Genomic DNA, 17,159 nt, shown 5'->3' with positions numbered 1-17,159 from the left:
CTTTGTCAGCCTGATAGTTCTGGTGGTTCTGGTGTCGGCGCCGGGTGCGCTGACACCGTACGGAAGGACGGTCCCCCCGTGACGGAGGCAGCGGAGCTTCCCCCCGCGCCCGAGCAGGCGCGAGAGGTGTTCGGTGATCGCTTCGCGGATGCGGTGCGGTACGCCGAGCTGCTCGCTGAGGCCGGCGTGCAGCGCGGTCTCATCGGCCCGCGTGAGGTGCCTCGCCTGTGGGAGCGGCACCTGCTGAACTGTGCGGTGCTCTCGGAGGTCGTGCCCGACGGTGTGACGGTGTGCGATGTCGGCTCGGGCGCCGGTCTCCCGGGTATTCCGCTGGCGCTGGTCCGCACCGACCTGAAGATCACGCTCCTGGAGCCGCTGCTGCGGCGCACCAACTTCCTCACCGAGGTCGTGGAACTGCTCGGCCTCGATCATGTGACCGTGGTGCGCGGGCGGGCCGAGGAAGTCATGGGGAAGATCCAGCCCGTCCATGTGGTGACGGCCCGAGCCGTTGCGCCGCTCGACCGGCTCGCCACCTGGGGCATTCCGCTGCTGCGACCGTACGGGGAGATGCTCGCGCTCAAGGGTGACACCGCCGAGGAGGAGCTGAAGAGCGCTTCGGTGGCCCTGAGCAAGCTGGGTGCGGTGGAGACGTCCATCCTGCATGTGGGTGAGGGCGTGGTGGACCCGTTGTCCACCGTCGTGCGGGTCGAGGTCGGGGAGAGCCCTGGCGGTGTGCGCTTCGCTGCGAAGCGGGCCAAGGCGGCGCGCACAGGGCGGACGCGTCGTCGGCGCTGATCCGTCCTGAGGACGAGACGTACTCCACACAAGCTGCCAAACCGATGCATGCCGGAGTGTCGCGACAGTCCGGCCACGGCTGCTGTGCATCGTGTTTCACGTGAAACGTCGCTCACTGCTGCACGGCATCATCAGTCGTGGCCGCGCTGCGGCCGAACCCCGCGACCGAAAGCCTCTTGGTTCACTCGATGAGGGACCCGAGGTATCCACAGAGGTGGATTTCTCCACAGAACGCCAGGCCTCACTGGTTCACGACCCCGAAGACATGGGAGGCTCTGTTCATTGCGAGCCTGAAGTCGAGGAGAGTGAATCCTTGCGGTCCGACGCCAACATCGCGGGACCGATGACCGATCCGGTCCCCGGTCCCCGTACCGAGTCGATGGGGGCGGATGTTTCACGTGAAACACCGCCTCCGATGGACGACACTCCCATCGGTCGTGCTGCCCAACTGGCAGTGGAGGCTCTGGGCCGTGCCGGCGAGGGCTTGCCACGGCCCGAGCAGACCCGAATCATCGTGGTCGCCAACCAGAAGGGTGGTGTGGGCAAGACGACGACGACCGTCAACCTTGCCGCATCACTGGCGCTGCACGGGGGCCGGGTCCTCGTAGTCGACCTCGACCCGCAGGGCAATGCGTCCACCGCACTGGGCATCGACCATCACGCCGAAGTCCCTTCCATCTATGACGTGTTGGTGGAGAGCCGACCTCTCTCCGAGGTCGTCCAGCCGGTCCCCGATGTCGAGGGCCTCTTCTGCGCACCTGCCACGATCGATCTCGCCGGTGCGGAGATCGAGCTGGTGTCCCTCGTGGCACGGGAGAGCAGGCTCCAGCGCGCGATCCAGGCGTACGAGCAGCCGCTGGACTACATCCTCATTGACTGCCCGCCCTCACTCGGCCTCCTGACAGTCAACGCTCTCGTGGCGGGCCAGGAAGTTCTGATCCCCATCCAGTGCGAGTACTACGCGCTGGAGGGCCTCGGGCAGTTGCTGCGTAACGTCGATCTCGTGCGGGGGCACCTCAACCCCGCCCTGCATGTATCGACCATCCTGCTCACCATGTACGACGGCCGGACGCGCCTCGCGTCCCAGGTCGCTGAAGAGGTGCGCACCCACTTCGGCGACGAGGTGCTGCGCACGAGCATCCCCCGCTCTGTCCGTATCTCGGAGGCGCCGAGCTATGGGCAGACGGTCTTGACCTACGATCCAGGATCGAGTGGTGCCCTCTCCTACCTTGAGGCGGCACGCGAGATCGCGCTGAAGGGCGTTGGCATCAGCTATGACGCCACGCACGCCCATATCGGCGTACAGCAGAACGACCAGAGCATGGTGGAGGGCATCCAGTGAGCGAGCGACGGAGGGGGCTGGGCCGTGGTCTCGGCGCACTGATCCCTGCCGCACCGACGGAGAAGTCGGTGGCCCAGGCCGCGGCGGGGAACGCTGCTTCCACGTCCCCGGCGGCAGTGCCTGTGCTGCCGAGCGATCGTGGGGTGGCCGCGGCGAAGGTAGCGACCCTGCCGACTGTTTCACGTGAAACAGAGGAGCCGGCGCAGCCGAGTGCTTCTGCCACGCCTGCGGCACCCATCGGCGCGCATTTCGCCGAGATCCCCCTCGACTTCATCACGCCGAACCCGCGTCAGCCTCGTGATGTCTTCGACGAGGACGCACTGTCCGAGCTCATCACCTCCATCAAGGAAGTAGGGCTCCTTCAGCCGGTCGTCGTACGGCAGGTGGGTGTCGACCGCTACGAGCTCATCATGGGCGAGCGCCGCTGGCGGGCCTGCCGCGAGGCGGGGCTGGAGGCGATCCCGGCGATCGTGCGGGCCACCGAGGACGAGAAGCTCCTCCTGGACGCACTGCTGGAGAACCTGCACCGTGCACAGCTGAACCCACTGGAAGAGGCTGCCGCCTACGACCAGTTGCTGAGGGACTTCAACTGCACGCACGATCAGCTGGCGGACCGCATCGGCCGATCCCGCCCGCAGGTTTCCAACACCCTGCGTCTGCTGAAGCTCTCGCCGGCCGTGCAGCGCCGGGTCGCCGCGGGGGTTCTCTCCGCCGGTCACGCACGGGCACTGCTCTCCGTTGAGGACTCTGAGGAGCAGGATCGGCTGGCTCACCGCATCGTGGCCGAGGGCCTCTCGGTGCGAGCCGTCGAGGAGATCGTGACCCTGATGGGGTCACGGCCTCAGAAGGCTCAGAAGCCCAAGGGTCCGCGCGCCGGTGCCCGGGTCTCTCCGGCTCTGTCCGACCTCGCCACACGGCTCTCGGACCGCTTCGAGACGCGGGTGAAGGTCGACCTGGGTCAGAAGAAGGGCAAGATCACCGTCGAGTTCGCCTCGATGGAGGATCTTGAGCGGATCCTGGGCTCACTCGCTCCTGGCGAGGGGCCGGTCCTGCAGAACAGCCTTTCGGAGGGCGACTCCGAAGAGAGCGAGTCCTGAGCCTCCGGCACGGAGCCTCTGCTGCGCAGGGAGACAGAGCGGGCCGTGTCCGGTGTGTGCCGGAACGTGGCTCGCTCTTTCCTTTCTGCCGGTATCGATGGAATCGCATCGTGGATACGATGCGTCAGGTACGGCGCAACCACTCGGCAGCACCTCTGAAAGGGAGACGGAGGCCATGCGAACCATGAGCCGCACCGGACTGGTGAGCGCCGGTTTGGGGCTGGGAGCGGTCGGTGGGTTCATCGGCAGTCTCCTCAGGGAACGGAGCGCTCTGACAGCCGCCCGCGACGCGGTGGCGGGCGAAGGAAGCGAGGATCAGCCTTCATGGGCCGCCGGCTCGTACCGCTCACGCTGGACAACCTCCAGGACCTTCCCAAGCGTTGTCGCTCGTGTGTCTTCTGGGAGCTCGACCCAGTCAGCGGTGAGGCCGCGGTAAAGGAGGGCACGTCCGCTCCGGAGAAGGAAGCCTGGATCTCAGCGGTTCTGCTGGACTGGGGGTCCTGCGGCCGGGTCGTGTACGTCGACGACGTCCCGGTGGGCTACGTGCTCTACGCCCCACCCGCCTATGTCCCCCGCTCCACGGCGTTTCCCACGAGCCCCGTCTCGCCTGACGCGGTGCAGCTGATGACCGCGTTCATCGTGCCCGGCTACCAGGGGCAGGGGCTGGGCAGAGTGATGGTTCAGACGGTCGCCAAGGATCTGCTGCGGCGTGGGTTCAAGGCGATCGAGGCCTTCGGAGATGCGCGCTGGAAGGAACCGGCCTGTCTGTTGCCCGCCGACCATCTTCTGGCGGTTGGCTTCAAGACGGTCCGCCAACATCCCACGCATCCGCGGCTGCGGCTGGAACTGAGGTCGACGCTTTCCTGGAAGGAAGACGTCGAGATGGCCTTGGACCGGCTCCTGGGAGCCGTGCAGAAGGAGCCGGCGCTGCGGCCGCTGTGAGCAGACAAACGAATGGGCCAACCCTTCGGGGCTGGCCCATTCGTGTTTCACGTGAAACATGCGCCGTCGGTGCGACGCTGTAGCCGATTCACTCGGCGATGAACTCCTCGAGGTCGCGAACGATCGCGGCCTTCGGCTTCGCGCCCACGATGGTCTTGGCGACCTCGCCACCCTGGTAGACGTTCAGGGTCGGGATGGACATGACGCCGTACTTGGCGGCCGTACCCGGGTTCTCGTCAATGTTCAGCTTGACGATCTCGATCTTGTCGCCGTACTCGGCGGCGATCGCCTCGAGGGACGGAGCGATCTGGCGGCACGGACCGCACCAGGCGGCCCAGAAGTCCACCAGAACAGGCTTGTCGCTCTTGAGGACGTCCTGCTCGAAGGAGTCGTCGGTCACATTCTTCAGGGTGCCGGCCACGGCGGGCTCCTTAACTGGTTGGTGCGTGGGGCGGGTAGGGGGAGGTCAGACGGCGGTCTTCTCGGGCTCGGGCTGCTCCTCGTCCGCCAGGGCGGCGAGGTAGCGCTCGGCGTCGAGAGCTGCGGAGCAGCCGGTCCCGGCTGCGGTGATCGCCTGACGGTAGGTGTGGTCGACCACGTCACCGGCGCCGAAGACACCGGTCACGTTGGTGCGCGTCGACGGAGCGCTCACCTTGAGGTAGCCCTCTTCGTCCAGGTCGAGCTGGCCCTTGAAGAGCTCGGTGCGCGGGTCGTGACCGATGGCGATGAAGAGTCCGGTCACCGGCAGGTCCGAGATCTCACCGGTCTTGAGGTTGCGCAGCTTCAGACCGGAGAGCTTCGGGTCGCCCTGGATCTCGGCGACCTCGCTGTCCCACACGAAGGAGATCTTCGGGTCGGCGAAGGCGCGCTCCTGCATGGCCTTGGAGGCGCGCAGGGTGTCGCGGCGGTGGACGATGGTCACCGACTTGGCGAACCGCGAGAGGAAGGTGGCCTCCTCCATCGCGGTGTCGCCACCACCGATCACGGCGATGTCCTGGTCCTTGAAGAAGAACCCGTCACAGGTGGCGCACCAGGACACACCGCGGCCCGACAGGGCGTCCTCGTTCGGCAGTCCGAGCTTGCGGTGCTGCGAGCCGGTGGCGACGATGACGGCCTTCGCTCGGTGCACGGTGCCGGCCGTGTCCGTGACGGTCTTGATCTCACCGCTCAGGTCGACGGTCACGATGTCGTCCGGGACGAGCTCGGCTCCGAAGCGCTCCGACTGGGCGCGCATGTTGTCCATGAGCTCGGGGCCCATGATGCCGTCCTGGAAACCCGGGAAGTTCTCGACCTCGGTGGTGTTCATGAGCGCACCACCCGCGGTGACGGCGCCCTCGAACACCAGTGGCTTCAGCGACGCGCGCGCGGTGTAGAGCGCCGCCGTGTAGCCGGCGGGCCCGGAGCCGATGATGATCACGTTACGGACGTCGCTCACGGCTTGTTTCCTCGTCTCTGGACTGCGTCGGTCGAGCGGTGGGAGTTCTCTATGACCTCTCACCCCACCCAACGGATCCTAAGGGGCGCGCATTCCCACTGTGTCCGGGCACACGGAGATGCGGCGCCCTGGGGGTGAGCCCCCACAGGGCGAGGACGAAGCGTTCGCTCAGGCAGCCGGGTAGGTGCGCTTCAGGAGTACCTCGCCGGCGGCGGTGGGCGCCTCGTGATCCACGCAGGTCGCGTCCACGATGTAGGCAGTGACCCGAGTGGCGTCGGCGGCGTCGGGAAGCAGCACGAGCATGGCCTTCTTCCCTTGATAGGTGCCGTTCTCGATGGCCAGGGCCGCGTCGTCGCGCCCGATGCCGTCGCGGACGCAGCCGGGCACCACGACCTCCCTGAGGACCTTCGGCTGGTTGGTGCCGGGAGCCGTCGCCGCGCCGAAGGGAGTGCGGGAGCCGCCGCCCTTGGTCTTGTTCTCGGCCAGGAGACCGGTGACCTGCTTCGGTAGCTTCCCTTCGGAGAAGGTGTCCGCCGCCGTGGTCTGCCGTTCGCCCGTCGCTCCGGCGGGAGGCTTGTTGTCCCCGAGCGACGTCAGCAAGACGGATCCCAGACCCAAGGCGGCCACCGTGAAGACGGTCCCCAGGACGACGATCCTGCGGCGTCCGTTGCGAGGGCGGCCCTTGCGGCCCGGACCAGTGGTGGAGGAGCGGGGACGGCCGACAGGCCGGTCGGGGGGCGTCGATGTTTCACGTGAAACATGCGCATCGCTGTCGTCCTCGGAGGCAGAACCGGGAGCGCTCACTGGATCCGGGCTCTCTGCGGCCTCCGGTCCCGAGGCGTTCAGCAGGGCCTCGGCGGCAAGAGCGGCATCGATGCGGCCCGCGACATCGGCGGGCATGCGCGGCGGACCCGGCAGTGTGCCGAGGAGCCCGCGGATCTCCTCCAGGGAGCTGTAGACGTCCGCACAGAGCTCGCAGTCGTCCAGGTGCCGGCGCAGCTCCGTAGTCCGGGCCGGTGGGAGGAGACCCTCGGCGAGGTCGGAGATCTCCGCGACGTCCGGGTGCCCGGCCATGTCTGTCGTCGACGTCACGCTCGTCCACCTCCGCCCTTCACTGCAGCTGAGTCGCTCGGTCCTGTGTCCGGGGGTTCCGCTCGGCGCGGTCCCGCTGCGGGTGGGACGGTCGGCCCCTGCGTCCGGTTCCGTTCTTCGCGCGGGTTCTTGACCTCACCGCTGTTGTCCGGCCGTAGATGGGTGAGCAGCGGCAGGAGTCTGGCTCTTCCGCGCGCACATCTGCTCTTCACGGTGCCGGTCGGCACGTCGAGAATGCGGGCGGCCTCCGCGACGGGGTAGCCCTGCATGTCCACCAGGACGAGTGCGGCGCGCTGGTCGGCGGGCAGGGTTCCCAGGGCCTCGATGAGCTGCCGGTGGAGATCGTTGCGCTCGGCGGGGGCCGAAGCCGACTCGTGCGGCTCCAGCAGCTGCTCCAGGCGCTCGGTGTCGTCGACGGGAGAGGTCTTCCGGGAGGCCGCCTTGCGGGCGCGGTCCAGGCAGGCGTTCACCGTGATCCTGTGCAGCCACGTCGTGACCGCCGACTGGCCCCGGAAGGTGTGGGCGGCCCGGTAGGCGGAGACCAGCGCGTCCTGGACGGCGTCGGCGGCTTCCTCGCGGTCGCCCAGGGTACGCAGGGCGACGGCCCAGAGGCGGTCACGATGACGGCGTACCAATTCGGCGAAGGCTTCCGGGTCGCCTCCCACATGAAGGCGGATCAGTTGGGCATCGGTCGCCGGTGAGCTGTTCTGGTGCTCTACCTGCACGTCCCCTCCCCGTTCCGCTCTGAGTGTTCCATTGAATCCTGCGGGTCGGTGGGATGTAAACGCGCCTCAGCGAACCCGAGGCGGGTCCCGGAACGCTGTGACAGACACAGCACCTCCCATTGGCCTGATCATGATCATGAGCTCTCTGCTGGTCACATAATTGATGCGTCATGTTCTTTCGGCACACAACAGGCAACAGGAGAAGCTGGTGAAGAAGTTGAGTAGGCGTCGAGCTGCCGCTATGGGGACGGTCGTGTCGACCATCGCGGGAGCGGTCATTTTTGCGGGATCCGGAACGGCTCAGGCTGCGACCACGTGTCCAGGGAGTCGAATTGACCGGCTTTCCTTTGACACAGGGTGGGTGGATCTCTACTACAGCAATGGCACCAACTGCGTGATCACCACATCACGGACCCCTGGAGTCAAGTTGCGGATGATAGCTCAGCTTGAGGTGCTCGGCGGGACCAAGAAGACGGACTCTGGGTACTACTCCTACCACGCCGGCCCGGTGAGCCTGTATGCCAATGGGGCGTGCGTGCGCTTCCTCGGCCAGGTGGGGACCACAGGTGACAATTCCGACTGGGGTCACTGCGGCTGATCCTTGCGTCCGGTTCGGAGCCTGAACTTCGAACCGGACGCGCTTGCGGTGCAGCTGGAGCGCTCTCAGCCGCGCACTTGAATTTCTGAGATACCTCCTCGGAAGCGGTCCGCGGAGCCGTCGGCCGGAAGTTCCGTGATGTGGATGAAGACGTAACGCGTCTTGACCGGCTTCTTCAGCGTGACCTTGAGGTCGGAACCCACAGTCGACAATTCGGTGATTTCCTCGGAGAAATCACTCAGAGATGACGGATCGGAAATATCGGCATCGGCGGCGAGAACCTGTGCTGTCTGCCCGCTTCGATACATGGAAATATCGAGACGGGACACGTTTGTAACCTTGCCGAGGTCCAGGATCAGCCCGCTGCCGTCCTTGCGCTGCGGCAGATTCCCGAAGTTGGGGTACCCCCGGTACTCCGGCGTGATCCACGCGGTGTCCGCCTGGCCGTCGACGGCGAGCTGGACCTCGTCCTCCTGTATGCCGGAACCGCCCGGGGTGAACTCCCGCACGCTGTCGATCGGGATCTGCTTCAGCGGTGCGACCGGCTTGTTGCCGCCGTCCCCGTCGTTCGTCTGCGTCTGGCCCGGGTCCTCGTTCTTGCCGCCCTGGTCCATCAGCGCGTCCGCCAGCTGCCAGCTGCCGAGGCCCAGCGCGGCGATCAGGAGCGCGGAGACGGCCCACTTCAAGGCCTTGCCCGTGCGGCTCTGGAGCGGGGGCGGCGGAGTCGGGACCGGCTGGGTGACGCCGGGGCGCGGGGTCTGACGGCCGTACGTGCCCTGCTGGTACGTCGTGCGCTGGTACTCGGGCGGGGCGGTGAACGCCGGCTCCGGCGGACGGATGCGGGGCATCTCGCCGATCGCCTTCACCAGCTCCTCCGGCGTGGTGCACGGCGACTCGTGCCGGGACGCGGTGGCGCCGTCGTTGACGAGCGCGCGCATGGAGAGCTCGGACAGACCGCGGTGTACACCGGCCCGCACCTGGTCGGGCGCGATCAGGCCGATGTCCTTCGGCAGGCCCGACAGGCCGTAGGCGTCGCTCTCGTACGGCCAGCGCTGGGTGAGCGCCGCGTACAGCAGGGCACCGATGGCCTCGGTGTCCGTGCGCTGCGGTGTGTCGGACGAGACGCCGCGCAGGGCGGCGTTGACTGCGAGGCCGCGGATGCGCCACTGGCCGGTCGAGGCACGGAGCACGGCGTTGGGGTTCAGCCGCAGATGGGCGAGGCCCTCACGATGGGCGGCGGCCATGGCGGAGGAGACCTGACTGACCATCTGGTAGGCGTCGTAGGGCTCCAGGGGCCCGGAGGCGAGGAGCGTGGTCAGTTCCGTCGCGTCGGGCAGCCATTCGTGCACGACGTAGACGACGTCGTTCTCCTCCACCGCGTCCAGCACCTGGACGAAGCGTGGGTCACCCAGGAGGGCGGACGAGCGGGCGGCCGCCAGGACGGAACGGGCCCGTGAGTGGTCGGCGGGCAGGATGTGCACCCCGACGGCACGGCGGAGCTTCTCGTCCACGGCACGCCAACTGCTGAATCCGTCCAGACGGGTGACGCACTCCTCGAGGCGGTAGCGCCTGGCGAGTTTGTGACCACTGTGCAGTTCGGGCGGCGAGGTCGTTCCGGCACCGTCGGTCCCGGTGCTCTCCTGTACCTCGTCGCTGTCCGTGTCCCGCTCCCGGTTCTTGGCCACCCCGTCGGCCGTGGACTGGTCCGCCTGTGCGGTCAGCGACGTCTCGTCGCTGTTGTCTGCCACGTCGACGGCAGCCGTACTCCGTTCCGCCACCGTCGTTCCTGCCTCCCCATCCATTACGCGCCGGGCCCGGCGTCCCATGCATGCAGCCCGACGCCGAAACCAATTGTGCCCACAGTCCGCCGCTATGCACGACACGCGGTGGCTGACGATGGTTGTGCGCCTACCCCCCGACTCAGCGTCCCAGGCGTCCGCGGACCATGCCGACCAGCGAGTTGAGTTCCTCGATGCGCATGCGGCGGGCGGCGACGAAGAAGATCCCGAGCAGTACGACGCCGCCGGCCAGGACCGCGGCGAGCGAGCCGGCCGGGCCCTGGCCCAGCGAGTGGCCGATGCCGTAGCAGGCCGCGCCGCTGAGCAGGGCGGCCGGAACCGACGCGATACACAGCCGGGCGTAAGTCCGCAGGACGCGGGCGCCGTCGAGGTCTCCGCCGAGCCGCTTGCGCAGCCGGCGCCAGGCGACGCCGACGCCGATCGCGTAGGCCAGGCCGTACGAGGCGGCCATGCCGACCACGGCCCAGCGGGACGGGATGACGAAGTAGCAGATCGCCGAGGCGCCCGCGTTGACCGCGGCCACGATGACCGTGTTGTAGAAGGGAGTTCGGGTGTCCTCATAGGCGTAGAAGGCACGCAGGACCACGTACTGCACGGAGTACGGGATCAGGCCGAGTCCGAACGCCATGAGCATGAAGCCCATGTTGGTGGCCTCGCTGGTGCCCGAGGAGCCGAACATCAGGGTGCACATCGGGATGCCGAGGGAGAGGAACCCGAACGCGATCGGCACGATCGCCACCGCCGTGGTGCGCAGGCCCTGGGAGATGTCGTCGCGGACGGCGCCCCCGTCGCCCTCGGCCGCCGAGCGCGACAGGCGCGGCAGTAGGGCGGCCATGAGGGAGACCGTGATGATGGCCTGCGGCAGGCCCCAGATCAGCTGTGCGTTGGCGTAGGCGGCGAAGCCGGTGCCGTCCACCGGCGAGGCCTTGCCCGCCGCGGTGGACAGCTGGATGACGATCATGGCGCCGGCCTGGTTGGCGAGGACGAAGAGCACCGTCCACTTGGCCAGCGTGACAGCCTTGCCGAGCCCCTGGCCCTTCCAGTCGAAGCGCAGTCGCAGCCGGAAGCCGGTCTCGCGCAGGTAGGGGATCATCGCGAGCGCCTGGACCACGAGGCCGAGCAGGACGCCGATGCCGAGCAGGCGCTGGCCCTCCGGCGGGATGTTGGCGGCCTTCATCCCGGAGTCGGCCGCGGTGCCGTAGACGTAGATGAACATGCCCAGCGTCACGATGATGACGATGTTGTTCAGGACCGGAGTCCACATCATCGCGCCGAACTTGCCACGGGCGTTGAGGATCTGGCCCATCACCACGTGGATGCCCATGAAGAAGATGGTGGGCAGGAAGTACTGGGCGAAGGTGACGGCGACCTCGTTCGCCGCCGGGTCGCTCGCCACCGGGTCCGACAGCACGCGGATCAGGAGCGGTGCGCCGAGGACGGAGAGCGCGGTGAGTCCGCCCAGCGTCACGATGACCAGGGTGAGCAGGCGGTTGGCGTACGCTTCGCCGCCGTCGTTGTCCTCCTTCATGGCGCGCACGAGCTGCGGCACGAAGACGGAGTTGAGACCACCGCCGACGGTGAGGATGTAGATCATCGTCGGCAGCTGGTAGGCGACCTGGAAGGTGTCACCCAGGAGGCCGACGCCCAGCGCCGACACGATCAGCGCGGAGCGGATGAAGCCGGTGAGGCGGGAGACCATCGTGCCCGCCGCCATCACGGCGCTGGACTTCATCAGGCCCGCGGCGCGGCCGCCCTTCTTGGGGGCGGATGCGGCGGTGGGCTCGGGGGCCGGCGTCTCGTTCACTACGGGCGGTACCGCCGCGGTCCGGCCGGGCTCCGCGTACTGCTCCGTGTACTGACCCTGCGGTGCGTACGGGCCCTGTGCCATCTGCCCCGGGGCCGGGGACGGGCCGGGGACCGAGTGCGACTCGTACGACGGGTGACCGCTGCCCTGCTGCTGGTCCCGGAAGAGGTGCGCGAACGCGTCCGGCTCCTGGCGCGGCTCGCCCGCCTGGGAGACGAGGTCGTCGACGCCGACGAACTGGGTGGTGCGGGGGTCGTCGCCGTACGGCAGATGACGGGTCGGACCCTCCGGCTCCGGCGCGGGTGTCTGCGCCCACACCTGCGGGTCGGGCGCGTACGGCGACTGCGGCGGCTGACCGTACAACTGCTGCTGTGGCTGGTACGTGCCGGGAGCGGGCGGCGGGTGCGCGGAGCGGTCGTAGAGCGCCTCGCCGACCGGGTCCTGGGCGGAGAGGTCCTGTGCCCGGTAGGGGTCCTGGCCGTAGGCGTCCTGGAGGTAGATGTCCGCGGGCGGCTGCGGCGGCACCTGGCCGTGCTCGGGCGGTGAACCCTCGGGCCCGCCCGCGTCGGGGTAGCCCGAGTTGCCCGCGGCACGGCCGCGGTCACCGTCGTACGGCGCGTTCATGCTTACCCCACCTCATCGTCCCGGGCCCACCGGCCACGATTTCTCAACGGTCCACTCTCTCACCCGTGCCGGACGGGTCGGTGCTTTCCGCTGCGGTGTCCGGGGCCGGGTCACTCGGCTGCTCGGAGGTGTCTGCCCCTGAGCCGGCCCCGGCCTCCTCCTTGAGACGTGCGCTGGAGGGCTCCGGGTTCTGCGGAGTGTCTTCCCGGTCGTGCGGGCCGTCGGACTCGTCGTCCGCCTCGGCGGTGTCGTCCTCGGCTGCCTCGCGTGCGGCGGCGCGCTTGCGGTGGGTGTACATCCGGAAGCCCGCGAGGACCAGGAGCAGGACGCCACCGCCGATGACCAGCATCACCGTGGGCGTGACCTCGGTGACCTTCACGTCGAAGGTGACCGGGGCGCCGTACTTCTGGCCGTCCTCCGTGTACAGCTGGGCGACGACTTCGGCTCGGCCGTTGGCGTTGGCCGACGTGGTGAACTTCACCGACTGGGCGTGGCCGCCGTTGACGGTGACGGGCTGCTCCTCGTAGGCGTCTCCGTCGATCTTGAGGCGCGTGGGGTTCTTCGACGTGAGCCGCAGTTCCAGGTGCTCGACACCCTGGACGAGGTTGTTCTGCACGGTGACGGGGATCGTGGCACTGCGGCCGGAGAGCTTGGTCTCCGACTTCGGGATCAGCTTGACCCCGTCGATGAGCCCGTTGAGGTACGACTCGATGCCATCGCGGTATCCCACCGCCGCGATGCCCCGGCCGCGCCACGACGTGGACATCTCGCGGTTCATGGCCCGCCCGAACGGGGTCACCACCCGGGACTGGCGGGTGAGGATCACCTTGAACTTGTCGAGCTTGCCCTGGGTCCGGGCGATCTGCTCGAAGGCGGACCGCGGCAGCTCCTGCTTGCGCAGCGAGGAGGGGTAGGCGGAGGCCGACGGCACCTTCGTGTCGGCCTCCGGGTCGGGCTTGGCCTTGGCGGCGGCCGTGAGGTCCTGCGATTCGGACCAGTTCCCGTCCTGGAGGGCACCCAGCGCTTCTGCCATGGCCTGTGCCTGGCTCACGGACGGCATGCGCTGCGGGGCGACGACAACGCTGCGCTGCTTGCCGGTCTGCAGGCCGAGCGTGAGGCTCTGGGCCAGGAAACGCTGCACGGCGAGCGTGGAGGCGGAGGCCTTGGTCAGGTCGCCCTGGAAGGCCGTCGACATCCGGGAGTCCGCGACGACGGCCGTGGTGCCGCCGCCGATGGGCCGGGCCGCGGAGGGTGTGTACGGCAGGTTGTCCTGGAGGCTGTCGCTGCGGGTGATCACCTTGTCGGCGCCCGCGGATGTGGCGACCTTCACGATCGACGGGTCGACGGCGCCGTCCACCGGCCAGACGAAGTCCGTGGACGGTTTCACGTGGAGGATCGTGTCCACCGTCTCGTCGGCGACGTCGGTGGCCTCCTTGAGGTGGCCCAGGGAGCCGGTGACGTTCGTGCCGTTGTGGGCGAGGGAGGCCAGGTCCGGGTCGCCGAAGGGCAGGGCGGCCACCTCGTTGCCCGTGACCGCCTGCTGGAGCTCGGCCAGCCAGTGCTTGGCGACCTCCTGGTTCTTGCCGGGCGTGGTGCTGCCGTCCGCAGCGCGGACCTGGTAGCTCCGTGTCATCGCGTCGACGGACGCCAGCAGGTCCGGGTCGACCACCCATGTGACGTCGAGGCCCTTGCCCAGCGACACCATCTGGTCGAGGCGGCCACCCGGGGAGATCTCCTCGGCGAGCTCGTCGTCACGGAAGACCGGCGTCTGCTGCTCGTTCGACCCCGTCTCGGCCGCCATGTGGGCGCTGGAGACGAGCGGCCACAGGAAGGTGGTCTTCGTCTTGGTGCCGGCTTCCTCCGGCTGCCAGGGCAGGAACGTGCGCTGGATGCCGAGAACCTGGTCCCAGGGCTGCGCCGAGGTCTCCCCGGAGAGCGAGACGGCCAGCTGGTAGACGCCGTCACTGCCGAGATCCAGCTTGTCGGCCGGTACGGAGATGCTGAAGGGCCGCGCGACGCCGGGGGTGAGCGCGGAGTACTTCTCGGTGTACTTGCCGCCGACCTTCTCGCCGGAGGGCCCCTGGAGATCGTCGCTCTTCTTGGCGAGGGTTTCGATCGACGAGCGGGTCTCGAGAGGGGGCCCCACCTGGAGGTCTACATGGGCGCCGGTGACGGTCTGCTTGCCGTTGTTCGTCACGGTGCCCGACACGGTGACCGTGTCGCCCTCGGAGGGGGTGCTGGGGGTGAGCGAGTCGACGGCGACCGATACCGAGCCCGCGCCGGCGGCAGCCTGCAGGGACTCCTGCCCGGCCGCGTCCGCCGGCGTCGCGGCGGGCAACTGGAGGAGTCCGGCCAGCAGCGGCGCGCCGGTGAGCAGTGCCCCGGTGCGCCGCAGCCAGCGGCGGGCAGGTGAGGCACTGGTCCTCTGGAAGTCTGCCGCCTCGGCCACGCGCTCGTCCGTCCCTCGTCGTCGTCAGTGGTCGTCGGAATGTGCGTCCACGCATGGTAACGATGCGCGCTGAGGGGAAGTGCCGCGGTCCGCCCCACAAGATCGCGGGGCCGACTCCGTGCTGCCCAGTATGTGACTCTATGGGCGGGAGCAGCTCTTTACGGCTCGGGAGTTGCGCTTGTGCGCCCATGACGGACGTGTCCCCATGCATCTGCGTAGGGGAATGGCGTGCGGAATAGGAGGAGCTCGCGGTGGCGCGGGCCACGTACCCTCTTCTGTTGTGCCGAACGCCAACGAAGAAACGTCCAGTGCCCTGAGCCAGGTGCAGCACCGCGCGGTGAGTGAACTGTTGCGGGTCGCTCCCGTCGCCGACGACCTCGCCCGCCGCTTCCAGGAGGCCGGGTTCTCACTCGCCCTCGTCGGTGGCTCGGTACGGGACGCGCTGCTGGGCCGGCTCGGCAACGACCTGGACTTCACGACCGACGCCCGCCCCGAGGACGTCCTCAAGATCGTGCGCCCGTGGGCGGACGCCGTCTGGGAGGTCGGTATCGCCTTCGGCACGGTCGGTGCGCACAAGGGCGGCTACCAGATCGAGGTGACCACCTACCGCTCCGAGGCCTACGACCGCACCTCGCGCAAGCCCGAGGTGTCGTACGGGGACTCCATCGAGGAGGATCTCGTCCGCCGTGACTTCACGGTGAACGCGATGGCGGTGGCCCTGCCGGAGAAGGAGTTCGTCGACCCGCACGGGGGGCTCGAGGACCTCGCGGCGCGTGTGCTGCGTACTCCCGGTACGCCGGAAGAGTCGTTCTCGGACGACCCCCTGCGGATGATGAGGGCCGCGCGCTTCGCGGCTCAGCTCGGTTTCGAGGTCGCCCCCGAGGTCGTCACGGCGATGACGGAGATGGCCGGGCGTATCGAGATCGTCTCGGCGGAGCGGGTGCGGGACGAGCTGAACAAGCTGATCCTTTCCCAGCAGCCGCGCACAGGTCTGACGCTGCTCGTCGAGACTGGCCTCGCCGAACGCGTGGTGCCCGAGCTGCCGGCTCTGCGCCTGGAGCGTGACGAGCACCACCGCCACAAGGACGTCTACGACCACTCGCTGATCGTCCTGGAGCAGGCGATGGCGCTGGAGGAGGACGGTCCGGACCTCACCCTCCGCCTGGCCGCTCTCCTTCACGACATCGGCAAGCCGCGCACGCGCCGGTTCGAGAAGGACGGCCGGGTCTCGTTCCACCATCACGAGGTGGTCGGGGCGAAGATGACCAAGAAGCGCATGACGGCTCTGAAGTACTCCAACGAGCTGGTCAAGGACGTCTCACGTCTGGTCGAACTCCACCTGCGCTTCCACGGCTACGGCACCGGTGAGTGGACGGACTCGGCGGTCCGCCGCTACGTCCGTGACGCCGGTCCGCTCTTGACCCGCCTCCACAAGCTGACCCGCTCGGACTGCACGACGCGCAACAAGCGCAAGGCGGCGGCTCTCTCGCGTGCCTACGACGGGCTGGAAGAGCGCATCGCCAAGTTGCAGGAGCAGGAGGAGCTGGACTCGATCCGTCCGGACCTCGACGGCAACCAGATCATGGAAATCCTCGGCGTGGGCCCCGGCCCGGCCGTCGGCCGCGCCTACCAGCACATGCTGGAGATGCGCTTGGAGAACGGGCCGATGGAGCATGACGCCGCGGTGGCTGCGCTCAAGGAGTGGTGGGCCGGGCAGGAGGGCTGAGGCTGTGAAACGGGGTCATGTTTCACGTGAAACATGACCCCCACGCGGCCAGGCGTCCTGCCGGCGACGGACCGAGGGGTGGTGTTTCACGTGAAACACCACCCCTCGGTCCGTCTGCCTACTTCTTGTAGTCCTTCAGGCAGAGCAGGAAGTCCTTGCCGTCACCGCTCTCGGTGTACGTGTACTGGAAGTCCTTGGCCTCGGCCTCGCACTTGCTGGAGGCCAGCGTCTGCGTGAGGTACGAGCCCTCGATCTTGGCCAGCACCTTGTACTGGGCCTTCGCGTCACTGCACTCGACGACCTCGAGGTCCGGGTTGTCGTCGCTCGTGCTGCCGCGGTGCATGCAGTCGCCGATGGCCGCCGTGTTGGCGTCGTCCCGGCTGGCCAGGTAGCCGCCGATGGCCACGCCCGCCACGGCTATGACAATGACGATGTTCTTGATCGTCTTGAAGCTGAGCTTGCGGCCGGACGGCTGCGGGGGGACCGGAGCGTACGGAGCGGCGCCCTGGGGCGGGAAGCCGGGCTGTCCGGGCTGCTGGGGGTAGCCGCCCTGGGGCGGGACCGGAGCCTGGGGTGCAGCCGCGGGCTGGCCCTGCGCGAATGGATTGCCCTGGGGCGGCGGAATGGTCACTTGGGGGTCCCCCTAGAACATGGTGAGTGACGCGAACATGTCGCGAGATAAGACCCACGTAAGGTAGCGGTCCGCACTGACAATGCAGTAGCCGGAAGTG

The 17,159-nt window shown here is 68.3% G+C and carries 13 protein-coding genes; 5 read left to right on the top strand and 8 right to left on the bottom strand.

Features of this window, described 5'->3' with window-relative positions; translation table 11 throughout:
- The first annotated feature begins 78 nt into the window (after positions 1-78).
- The 4 genes from rsmG to QOL88_RS19900 all read left to right on the top strand — a co-directional run bounded on the left by rsmG (position 79) and on the right by QOL88_RS19900 (position 4,176).
- Complete coding sequence (gene rsmG / locus QOL88_RS19915) at positions 79-795, top strand: 16S rRNA (guanine(527)-N(7))-methyltransferase RsmG (RefSeq protein ID WP_097217901.1); 717 nt, start codon at positions 79-81, stop codon at positions 793-795.
- A 265-nt stretch (positions 796-1,060) separates the two neighbouring features.
- Positions 1,061-2,137: a ParA family protein gene (locus tag QOL88_RS19910; protein WP_097223089.1), complete on the top strand. Its 1,077-nt coding sequence runs from the start codon at positions 1,061-1,063 to the stop codon at positions 2,135-2,137.
- On the top strand, positions 2,134-3,234 hold the full coding sequence (locus tag QOL88_RS19905; protein WP_031102671.1) for a ParB/RepB/Spo0J family partition protein: 1,101 nt from the start codon (positions 2,134-2,136) through the stop codon (positions 3,232-3,234). Before QOL88_RS19910 ends, QOL88_RS19905 begins: the two co-directional genes overlap by 4 nt.
- 324 nt (positions 3,235-3,558) lie before the next feature.
- Complete coding sequence (locus tag QOL88_RS19900; protein ID WP_097217899.1) at positions 3,559-4,176, top strand: GNAT family N-acetyltransferase; 618 nt, start codon at positions 3,559-3,561, stop codon at positions 4,174-4,176.
- Between the two features lie 88 nt (positions 4,177-4,264).
- Here QOL88_RS19900 and trxA read toward each other — a convergent pair whose 3' ends face one another.
- The 7 genes from trxA to QOL88_RS19865 form a co-directional block, all read right to left on the bottom strand.
- On the bottom strand, positions 4,265-4,597 hold the full coding sequence (gene trxA / locus QOL88_RS19895; protein WP_097217897.1) for a thioredoxin: 333 nt from the start codon (positions 4,595-4,597) through the stop codon (positions 4,265-4,267).
- Positions 4,598-4,642: 45 nt separating this feature from the next.
- A complete protein-coding gene (gene trxB / locus QOL88_RS19890) occupies positions 4,643-5,611 on the bottom strand; it encodes a thioredoxin-disulfide reductase (RefSeq protein ID WP_097217895.1) in 969 nt (322 codons plus the stop codon).
- Positions 5,612-5,779: 168 nt separating this feature from the next.
- Positions 5,780-6,703: an anti-sigma factor family protein gene (locus tag QOL88_RS19885; protein ID WP_097217894.1), complete on the bottom strand. Its 924-nt coding sequence runs from the start codon at positions 6,701-6,703 to the stop codon at positions 5,780-5,782.
- A complete protein-coding gene (sigM, locus tag QOL88_RS19880; protein ID WP_097217892.1) occupies positions 6,700-7,428 on the bottom strand; it encodes an RNA polymerase sigma factor SigM in 729 nt (242 codons plus the stop codon). The genes QOL88_RS19885 and sigM overlap by 4 nt, the downstream gene beginning before the upstream one ends.
- 663 nt (positions 7,429-8,091) lie before the next feature.
- Entirely contained in the window at positions 8,092-9,804 is a 1,713-nt protein-coding gene (locus QOL88_RS19875) for a protein kinase family protein (protein WP_097217890.1), read from the bottom strand.
- A 142-nt stretch (positions 9,805-9,946) separates the two neighbouring features.
- Positions 9,947-12,253, bottom strand: coding sequence for a murein biosynthesis integral membrane protein MurJ (murJ, locus tag QOL88_RS19870; protein WP_097217888.1), 2,307 nt, complete (start codon positions 12,251-12,253; stop codon positions 9,947-9,949).
- 43 nt (positions 12,254-12,296) lie between these two features.
- Complete coding sequence (locus QOL88_RS19865; protein ID WP_097217886.1) at positions 12,297-14,702, bottom strand: DUF6049 family protein; 2,406 nt, start codon at positions 14,700-14,702, stop codon at positions 12,297-12,299.
- Between the two features lie 280 nt (positions 14,703-14,982).
- On the opposite strand from QOL88_RS19865, the gene QOL88_RS19860 reads away from it, so the two are divergent.
- Complete coding sequence (locus QOL88_RS19860) at positions 14,983-16,428, top strand: CCA tRNA nucleotidyltransferase (RefSeq protein ID WP_097217884.1); 1,446 nt, start codon at positions 14,983-14,985, stop codon at positions 16,426-16,428.
- 118 nt (positions 16,429-16,546) lie between these two features.
- On the opposite strand, the gene QOL88_RS19855 is transcribed toward QOL88_RS19860, so the two are convergent.
- A complete protein-coding gene (locus QOL88_RS19855; RefSeq protein WP_097217883.1) occupies positions 16,547-17,059 on the bottom strand; it encodes an LppU/SCO3897 family protein in 513 nt (170 codons plus the stop codon).
- Positions 17,060-17,159: the final 100 nt, after the last annotated feature.

The organism is Streptomyces sp. Ag82_O1-12, assembly GCF_900182715.1.
Taxonomy (GTDB): domain Bacteria; phylum Actinomycetota; class Actinomycetes; order Streptomycetales; family Streptomycetaceae; genus Streptomyces; species Streptomyces massasporeus.
Note: the sequence above shows the minus strand (reverse complement) of the source record. Positions and strands in the feature narration are given on the sequence as shown.

Excerpts from the sequence above, each read along its gene's own strand:
- QOL88_RS19900 (WP_097217899.1), top strand. The coding sequence starts at position 3,559 with ATGGGCCGCCGGCTCGTACCGCTCACGCTGGACAACCTCCAGGACCTT.
- QOL88_RS19910 (WP_097223089.1), top strand. The coding sequence starts at position 1,061 with ATGGGAGGCTCTGTTCATTGCGAGCCTGAAGTCGAGGAGAGTGAATCC.
- murJ (WP_097217888.1), bottom strand. The coding sequence starts at position 12,253 with ATGAACGCGCCGTACGACGGTGACCGCGGCCGTGCCGCGGGCAACTCG.